At 47.0% G+C, this 9,276-nt stretch carries 7 protein-coding genes and 1 pseudogene; all 8 read left to right on the forward strand.

Annotation, left to right across the window (positions count from 1 at the left end):
• Positions 1 to 214 (forward strand): annotated as a pseudogene (locus AC5V8P_RS19675) (hypothetical protein); the annotation flags it as partial.
• Positions 215 to 430: 216 nt separating this feature from the next.
• Positions 431 to 1,300 (forward strand): SDR family oxidoreductase, encoded by an 870-nt coding sequence (locus tag AC5V8P_RS19680; protein ID WP_063213168.1) that lies wholly within the window; start codon positions 431 to 433, stop codon positions 1,298 to 1,300.
• 117 nt (positions 1,301 to 1,417) lie between these two features.
• Positions 1,418 to 3,220, forward strand: a complete 1,803-nt coding sequence (pnpS, locus tag AC5V8P_RS19685) for a two-component system histidine kinase PnpS (RefSeq protein WP_064796222.1) — start codon at positions 1,418 to 1,420, stop codon at positions 3,218 to 3,220.
• Between the two features lie 128 nt (positions 3,221 to 3,348).
• Complete coding sequence (locus tag AC5V8P_RS19690) at positions 3,349 to 4,080, forward strand: response regulator transcription factor (RefSeq protein WP_064796221.1); 732 nt, start codon at positions 3,349 to 3,351, stop codon at positions 4,078 to 4,080.
• Between the two features lie 157 nt (positions 4,081 to 4,237).
• Positions 4,238 to 5,362 carry a methyl-accepting chemotaxis protein gene (locus tag AC5V8P_RS19695; RefSeq protein ID WP_064796220.1) on the forward strand — a complete coding sequence of 375 codons (1,125 nt, stop codon included), beginning with the start codon at positions 4,238 to 4,240 and terminating at the stop codon, positions 5,360 to 5,362.
• Between the two features lie 127 nt (positions 5,363 to 5,489).
• Positions 5,490 to 6,248, forward strand: a complete 759-nt coding sequence (pstB, locus tag AC5V8P_RS19700; protein WP_064796219.1) for a phosphate ABC transporter ATP-binding protein PstB — start codon at positions 5,490 to 5,492, stop codon at positions 6,246 to 6,248.
• Positions 6,249 to 6,287: 39 nt separating this feature from the next.
• Complete coding sequence (gene phoU, locus AC5V8P_RS19705; protein WP_064796218.1) at positions 6,288 to 6,947, forward strand: phosphate signaling complex protein PhoU; 660 nt, start codon at positions 6,288 to 6,290, stop codon at positions 6,945 to 6,947.
• Between the two features lie 175 nt (positions 6,948 to 7,122).
• On the forward strand, positions 7,123 to 9,276 hold a 2,154-nt coding region (gene polA / locus AC5V8P_RS19710; protein WP_495473794.1), incomplete at its 3' end, for a DNA polymerase I.

Genomic DNA, 9,276 nt, shown 5'->3' on the forward strand with positions numbered 1-9,276 from the left:
TTCGGTAGCATGGATCGTTGTCGTGTTGGTGTTGTTTCTTGCCATTTCCGGTATCGCTGGGGCTATGGGTAAGCCATTACGGTTGTCACTGGAAGCGGTTCGCAACCAACAGCCGATTACGCAATACGCTGGGAAAATGCGGATGTTCAGTACGCTGCTGGCTGTCTTCATGATTTTAATTACGATTTTAATGGTATACAGCCATATTATTTAACGAACCACTTGAGTTAGCTGCAAATGAAATAATGGTAAACGCTAGGTTTGAATAAAGCGGTCTGTGCAGAAAAAGCACAGGCGCTTTTTTGTATGCTCACATAGCTGGATTTTCCTTTTTTTCGTTTAACGGATAAGTTTGTGTGGTAAATCAGGAGTAGAGTGGATGCAAATGTTGCATCCTAAAAAATATCTGATTTTGAAGGGAGAATATATAATGGCTAAAAGCAACCAACCTCAGCAAACCTTACCCCCACAGCATCAGGAACAGCAACCGGGAATTGAGTCCAAAATGACACCTGCACCGCAATTTGAAAAACCAACTTACAAAGCGGCCGGTAAGCTCACAGGTAAAGTTGCACTGATTACCGGTGGAGACAGCGGAATTGGACGGGCTGTAGCTGTCACATATGCCAAAGAAGGTGCGGATGTAGCCATCGTCTACTTGAATGAGCATAAGGATGCGGAAGAAACCAAACGTCAAGTCGAACAGGAAGGACGCAAATGCGTGTTGATTCCTGGTGATATCGGTGATGACCAATTTGCCAAAAAAGCGGTGCAACAGACGGTGAACGAATTGGGCAAGCTCGACATTCTCGTGAACAATGCAGCCGAACAGCATCCACAGCAAAAGCTGGAGGATATCACGAAAGAACAGTTGGAGCGCACGTTCCGTACGAATATCTTCGGGATGTTTTTCCTGACACAAGCGGCATTGCCGCATTTGAAGAAAGGTAGCGCGATCGTCAATACAACGTCGATTACCGCGTACGCGGGGAATAAGACACTCATTGATTATTCCTCCACCAAAGGGGCAATCACATCATTCACACGCTCCCTTTCGCTCAATTTGGCGGAACAAGGGATTCGGGTGAACGCTGTTGCCCCAGGGCCGATCTGGACGCCGTTAATCCCATCCACATTTGATGCCAAGACGGTTAGCGAATTTGGAGGAACACAGCCTATGAAGCGCCCGGGTCAGCCGGAGGAATTGGCGCCAGCTTATGTATACCTTGCTTCAGACGATTCGTCTTATGTAAGCGGGCAGGTTATTCATATCAATGGCGGTGAAGTTGTAAACGGATAAGAGGCTGGAAAAGGTTGGGGCAGTATTACGCTCCAGCCTTTTTTCTTTTCACAGTGGAACATAATGCAGGTAGCCTGTAGAATGAACTTAACTTACATATAAGGATGGGCTTATTTTATGAAATCATTTCGTTTCAGGCTTACCCTGATCATGCTGATTTTGATTGGCGTATCTGTCCTGGCTGCCGGAATTACGATGGGACAAATTTTTAAAAATTCGAATATGAAGGTGCTAGAGGAGAACATGGGCCGAGAGATCGACCTGCTGCGCGCTACCTTCCCGTTTGTGAATGCTGATGCCCTATCCAGTACGGATTATGTCTCCTATTATTCTCAGAAGGCGAAGGAAATCGCCCGTTTGACCGATTCGCGAGTGACCTTCATTCGTAAGGACGGTACGGTGGTAGGGGATTCGTTAAGCGATCCACGCAAGATGGAAAACCATGCATCACGTGAAGAAATACGGCAAGCTGCGTCGGAGGGAATCGGTCGGACGATACGTTACAGCGAAACGTTGCAACGAAACATGCTATACGTCGCTGAGCCTGTCGTATCGGACAAAGGCTTTGACGGATATATCCGTTTGTCCATGAGTCTGAAAGCGGTGGAGGAAGGAATGCAGCGAGGCTGGACGGCGATCGGGATTGGTCTTGTGTTGCTCTTTATCGCGGCTGGTCTGGTGAGCTATCGTATTGCTCGCAGCCTTACCTCGCCTATTGAACATATCACAGGGGTAGCCAATCGTATTTCAGGCCTGGATTATGACGCAAGGGTCGGTATACAGCGCCGGGATGAGGTGGGGCAGCTGGGTGAAGCCATTAATCGCATGGCCGATAGTCTCCAAAACCAAATGAAAACGATACGCGACAATGAGGATCTCCTTCAGAGTGTCATGAGTAATATGACAGGCGGGATTCTGATGATTGATGCTCGTGAGTGTATTGCGCTCGTAAACCGTGAGTCTGAACGAATGCTCGGCGTTGTAGGCAAGCGGGTGACGGACAAGCCGTATCATGAGCTGAAAAAACACTATGAGCTCACAAAGCTAATTGAGGGCAGTATACAAAGCCGAGAAAGACTGCATGGTGAGGTGCATTTGTACAATCCTGAGGAACGACTCGTGTTGCTGGATGGTGTCCCTATGTATGAGGATGAAGGGGGATACCGGGGGATGTTGTTCCTTTTGCAGGATATTACAGCGATTCGGCGGCTGGAAAATATGCGAAGCGAATTTGTGGCAAACGTTTCCCATGAGCTGAAAACACCGATTGCCGCAGTCAAGGGTTTTGCCGAGACCTTGCTTGGTGGCGGGGTTAAAGATGAGGAAACAGCCCGTTCCTTTTTACAAATTATATATGATGAAAGCGAACGACTGAATCGACTGATCGGCGATATTTTGGAGCTTTCCAAAATCGAGTCCAAGCGGTCCCCGCTGGATTGCTCTCCGATTCATATCTCGTCTTTCATAGAATCGCTGCTGGAAAAACTGAACAATGTAGCTGCCAAAAAAAGAATTACCCTGCACATGGATATCCCGGATGAACTGTTTATGGAGGCAGATGAAGATAAGCTTCAGCAGATTTTCCTGAACCTTTTGTCGAATGGCATTAACTATACTCTTGATGGCGGTAAAGTAAAGATCAAAGTTATAACGTTGCAGCGGGACAATGAGACGGAAAAGGTCGTATTTACAGTCAGTGATACGGGCATTGGAATACCGAAGAAGGATTTGCCACGTATCTTTGAGCGCTTTTACCGGGTGGACAAAGGACGCTCTCGCAACTCGGGCGGAACGGGGTTGGGATTATCGATCGTCAAGCACTTGGTCGATTTGCATCATGGGACACTCTCGGTGGAAAGCGAGCTTGGTCTAGGCACTACGTTTACAGTTGAATTGCCGTTATTGCAACAGGAAGAATGAACTATAACATTTTTTACATTGTGTTAACAATGCCGTGATAAAATAAACGGGTGTCGCATGAGTATGGAAAAGATTTGAGGATTTTGACCAATGCGCCTTTAACAGGTAAACAGGAGATGAAGTTATTAATGGGACAACGTTTGCTGGTTATTGAGGATGAACCCACGCTTGCCAGATTGCTATCTTACAATTTAATACAAGAAGGTTTCGAAGTGGATACCGAGGATCATGGCACTGCTGGATTTGAAAGAGCCTCCAGAGAATCCTACGATTTGATCTTGCTGGATCTGATGCTGCCGGGGATGAACGGACTGGACATTCTGAGCAGACTTCGCCATCAGGGTCTGACGACACCTATCATTATTCTAACCGCTAAAAACGGAGAGGCTGAGGTTGTCCAAGGCTTGAAGTCAGGTGCTGATGACTACATTACCAAACCTTTTGGCGTTTCTGAGCTGCTGGCCCGCGTAACGGCTGTGCTGCGAAGAACATCCGGAGGGGATGAGGGAATGTTGACTGAACAGAAGGATGGCTCCAAAATCCAACTGGGCGAGCTGGAAATCTACCCTGAGAAATATGAAGTTATTCTTGGAGGTCAATCCATTAGCTTAAGACCGAAGGAATTTGAGGTATTACTTTATTTGTCCCGCAAGCCGGGTGTGGTCCTGACTCGGGATGATCTCATGAATGCCGTGTGGGGCTTTGACTACATTGGCGGTCAACGGACTGTGGATGTACACGTCAGTTCCTTACGCAAAAAACTGGAGCTTGATCCCGATTCAGTTCATATTGATTCGATCCGCGGAGTGGGATACAAGCTGGTTGTAAATAAAAAAAGAAGCGCTTCTCATTTGTTATAAATGAGGAGCGTTTTTCTTTTTCCCAGCAGTATCAGCGACTTTTATGTCCATTTTGTGATTTTACATTCTGTTAACGAAAATAACCGTTAAAATCAACAAATGACCGATATGATGTTCCCGTCACTTCAAGTAGTAAAAAAAAGGGGACTTCAGAACGATGATAACGGAACCAAAGACCCAGATGAGTTCCACTGCCGTGATTGAACGTGAAGCGTTCAAACCGATTACCACCTATGTGCCATATCGGGAGGTGCCGATCATTGGCACGGATATGTCTTGCAAAGAGCTGCTAGCGCTCATGAAAGCACAGGAAGATATCCCCTGTGTCATCGTCGTGGATAAAAATGATTTTCCTTTGGGCATTATCATGAGAGATGCATATAACCGTCATTTTACAGGCAGGTTTGCGGCGGCGTTGTTTTATGACAGACCGGCTTCCCTATTTGCCGATCCCAATACATTAATTGTGGATCTGAAAAGTCCGGCGGCAGAAATTGTGGAACAGGCGATGATGCGTGAAGATCAGCGTTTTTATGATTGTTTAGTGATTAAGGAAGGGACAAGATTACTCGGTGTACTCACCATCCGGGATATCCTATCTGTTGTTCAGCGTATGCAAAGAGAAGCAGACGAAGACCGAAGCGATGTAATTCGGCATAGCTATGACGGAGTTCAGCGCATTCGGACGACAGTTCTGGATGCAGCGAAAGAGGCTGATGACAGTGTGCAGCTAACCCGCTCAATGAGTGAATTATCCCGCCGTGGTAAAGGGGAGCTGGAGGATGTTCTGCTTTCTTATCATGCAGTGACGGAACAAATGAAGCGCCAGCATGAGCAGATGACGGCGCTAACCCAATCGCTGAATGATATAGCGGGGATGGCTTCATCCATTCGTGCACTGGCGGATCACAGTGGACTGCTGGCGATCAACGCCTCCATTGAAGCGGCCCATGCTGGCGAACATGGGCGTGGTTTTCAGATTGTGTCTCAAGAAGTTCGAAATATGTCACTCCAGACGAAAGCTTTTTCTGTACAGATTACAAGCTTACTCACTCATATCGAGCAAATGCTGCGTGACACCGCTGAACTGACAGATACGAGTTTGCAGCAGATTCACATAGGCTCTAAATATATATCTGCTGGAACTCAAACATTTTCCAAGTTATTACAGGCAGTTGGCGAAATAGAGGCTAAGAACAGCGAAATGTCTCGTTCTGCAGCAGAAGCAGCCTTGAATGCAGCCGGAATTGCACAGGAGCTTGAGCTGATGCTGAGTTCTTGATCATTTTACATACCGTTTACAAATCCACCACACTGAATTTACACACAGCTTATATAATCTTCATATTGTGCAAATCAGGTGCAATGCTTGAGGACCATAACTGCAACACGAAGGAGATCATAAATCCATGAATGATTCCGTAATCCGGATTGATAAGATGAATTTGTATTATGAAAAATTCCACGCGCTGAAACATATAAACCTGGATATTCCTGAAAAAACAGTAACAGCCTTCATCGGCCCCTCCGGCTGCGGCAAATCAACTTTGCTGCGTACCCTGAACCGGATGAATGACATGATACCGGGAACGCGTATTGAAGGCACTGTGAGCATCGCAGGTCAGGATATATATGGCGATACCATGGAAGTAGAAATGCTGCGTAAACAGGTGGGCATGGTCTTTCAACAGCCTAACCCGTTTCCCAAATCCATTTATGATAACGTGGCCTACGGTCCGCGTCTGCATGGAATTCGGCAAAAAGACAAGTTAGATGAACTGGTGGAGCAAAGTCTGCGGCAGGCAGCACTGTGGGAAGAGGTTAAAAATTTCCTGAAGCGTTCTGCTCTCAGCTTGTCCGGCGGACAGCAACAACGACTATGCATTGCCCGGGCGCTTGCTGTACAGCCTGACATTTTACTTATGGACGAGGCGACATCTGCGCTGGACCCGATTTCAACAATGAAAATTGAAGAACTGGTTCAAGAATTAAGAGACACGTATACCATCGTTATGGTGACGCATAACATGCATCAGGCAGCGCGTGTGTCCGGTCGAACTGCGTTCTTTTTGAATGGGGTTGTAGTGGAGTCAGCGGATACAGAGACGATGTTTTCCACGCCACAAGACTCACGTACGGAAGATTATATTTCCGGCCGTTTTGGCTAAAGGCAACCTGATGATTATAGGAGAAGGGGTGACTTCGAAATGATTCGTAGAAAAGGTTTTGATGAAGGATTAGAAGAACTGAGAGCCGTACTGCGCGAAATGGGTGCACACGTTTCGAAGGCGCTCGATCAGGCTATTGAATGTTTGCAGACCAAAAATACAGAGATGGCCCAGCGGGTGGTCAAAAATGATGCATCCCTTAATATAATGGAAGAAAATATTCTGGATATGGGCTCCAAGCTCATTATTACCCAGCAGCCAGTAGCGAAGGATTTACGCCGGATCATTGTTGCATTTAAAATTTCCAGTGATTTGGAACGTATGGGCGATCTGGCACTCGATATTGCCAAGGTCACACTTCGCTTGGAAGGACAGCAGATGATCAAGCCGCTGGTCGATATTCCACACATGGCTTCCATTGTTAAAGAAATGATTGACGATGCGATCAAATCCTATTTGGATGAAAATACGGATCTGGCTTACAAAATGGCCAAAGAGGATGATCGTGTGGATTCCATGTACAGCCATATGATCAGTGATCTATACGCTTTTATGGTAGAAAAGCCAGCAGAGGCTTCACAGGCCATGCTGCAATTGCTTGTAGGACGATACATTGAACGTATTGGCGACCATGCTACGAATATCGGTGAAAGCACTGTATATCTCGTGACCGGAGAGAGACCAGATTTAAACCAGTAGAGCTATGGGTATATAGCGGTTGTTTCCAACCCAGACTTGTCTTTGAGTAAAAGGCAAATTGGGCCAGGAAACAGCCGTTTTTTTCTGAAAAAGAGTCTTGTATGTTAAGATAGGAAGAGGAATGTGTAAAACGTAAGAACGTTACGAATGCATTGATGAACTTGCGAGGTGCGAAATGGATAAACTCATGCTTATAGATGGTAACAGTATTATATACCGGGCGTTTTTTGCTATGCCGCCGTTGACGAATTCAAGCGGACAACAGACGAACGCGGTGTATGGATTTACGACGATGTTATTACGGCTGTTGGAGGAGCACAAACCAACTCATATTTTGGTTGCCTTTGATGCTGGTAAAATTACGTTTCGCCATCAAGGATACGAGGATTACAAAGGTGGACGGGAGAAAACACCGCCGGAGCTGTCCCAGCAATTTCCGCTGCTGAAAGAGCTATTGACCGCCTTTGGTATTGCCCAATTTGAACTGGATGGCTATGAGGCAGACGATATTATAGGCACCCTGTCCAAAACAGCGGACGAAGCGGGCTTCAATGTGCTGGTTGTGACTGGTGACAAGGATATGCTTCAATTGGCTTCAGATCATGTCACGGTCGGCTTGACCCGCAAAGGGGTTACCGAGGTGGAAACGTATGGACCTGAACAAATTCAGGAACGTTACGGGTTGAAGCCGCTACAAATCATCGACCTTAAGGGTCTGATGGGCGATACGTCGGATAACATTCCTGGTATTCCGGGCGTGGGTGAGAAAACAGCGCTCAAGCTGCTGCATCAATATGGTTCAGTCGAAGAGGTGCTGGCGCACACGAATGAGCTGAAGGGTAAAATGAAAGAACGCGTGGAGACACATGCTGACGATGCGCGAATGAGCAAGGAATTGGCGACAATTTATCGGGATGTAACGTTGGACAAGCAGCTGAAAGATGTGGTCTTCAGCGGACTGCAGGCAGAGACGGCGGGACCTGCTCTGGCGAAGCTGGAGTTCAAATCCCTGCTGGATCGTTTATCCTTATCGGGCGAAGTCGGCAGTGCTGGAGTCGGCGTAGAGGAAGCCGCAGCAGATGTGACTGTGCTGGATGAAGAGCGGATTAGCGAATTGGTAGAAGTGCTGAATAACGTAGATGTGCTGCATGTGGAGACGCATGGTGATAACCCGCATCATGCTGAAATTATAGGCCTAGTATTTGCTGCAACGGGACGACAGTTTTTTATGACACTGGATGTTTTACAAAGCGATGCAGCTACCCCGATTCGCGCATGGCTTGCAGACTCTGAACGCAAAAAACGCGGTCATGATCTGCATCGTACGGACTTGGCTTTACACTGGCATGGAATTGAGTTTGCCGGCGCCGAGTTTGATGTGCAATTGGCTGGATACTTACTCGACCCGACAGATGCGAATCAGACATTGAGTGGGCTGGCAGCCAAGTATGGCTTGTCTTCAATTCGTCCAGACGACGAAGTGTTCGGCAAAGGAGCTAAATATAAAGTTCCTGACGTGGATGTACTATCCGATCATGTAGCGCGTAAGGCAGCGGTGATCGAAGCATTGGTACCTGTGCAGCAGGCGGAGCTGGAAAAGACGGAAATGCACAAGCTGTTCCATGAGCTGGAGATGCCTTTATCCCGCATTCTGGCGGATATGGAGAAGCAGGGTATTTTGGTGAATGTAGAGGAACTGCGCGCTTTGGGTAAAGAATTCGAAGCCCAGATTGCAACCTTGGTGGGTGAGATTTACAGCATTGCAGGGGTAGAGTTCAATCTTAATTCGCCTAAGCAGTTGGGTGAGATTTTGTTCGATAAACTGGGTTTGCCTGTTATTAAAAAGACAAAAACCGGTTATTCGACTGATGCAGAGGTGCTGGAAAAGCTTGCTCCATATCATGATATTGTGCAAAACATTTTGCAGTACCGCACCATTGCCAAACTCCAATCGACGTATGTCGAAGGATTGCTCAAAGAAATCTCGGAAAAGACAGGTAAAGTGCATACGTATTTCCGGCAGACGGTTGCGGCCACTGGACGCTTGAGCAGTCAATTTCCAAATTTGCAGAATATCCCGATTCGCCTTGAAGAAGGACGCAAAATCCGTAAAGTATTTGTGCCCTCGGAACCAGGCTGGTCGATTTTGGCGGCAGACTATTCACAAATCGAGCTGCGTGTGCTGGCTGATATTTCGGATGATGAGCGTTTGAAAGAGGCTTTTGTCCATGACATGGACATCCATACCAAGACTGCATCCGATGTGTTTGGTGTACCGGCTGAAGAGGTAGACTCCAATATGCGACGCTCTGCCAAGGCGGTCAACTTT

Source organism: Paenibacillus sp. N119s, from assembly GCF_059447605.1.

Coding starts and splice junctions, on each gene's coding strand:
- AC5V8P_RS19680 (WP_063213168.1), top strand. CDS start 431: ATGGCTAAAAGCAACCAACCTCAGCAAACCTTACCCCCACAGCATCAG.
- pnpS (WP_064796222.1), top strand. CDS start 1,418: ATGAAATCATTTCGTTTCAGGCTTACCCTGATCATGCTGATTTTGATT.
- AC5V8P_RS19690 (WP_064796221.1), top strand. CDS start 3,349: ATGGGACAACGTTTGCTGGTTATTGAGGATGAACCCACGCTTGCCAGA.
- AC5V8P_RS19695 (WP_064796220.1), top strand. CDS start 4,238: ATGATAACGGAACCAAAGACCCAGATGAGTTCCACTGCCGTGATTGAA.
- pstB (WP_064796219.1), top strand. CDS start 5,490: ATGAATGATTCCGTAATCCGGATTGATAAGATGAATTTGTATTATGAA.
- phoU (WP_064796218.1), top strand. CDS start 6,288: ATGATTCGTAGAAAAGGTTTTGATGAAGGATTAGAAGAACTGAGAGCC.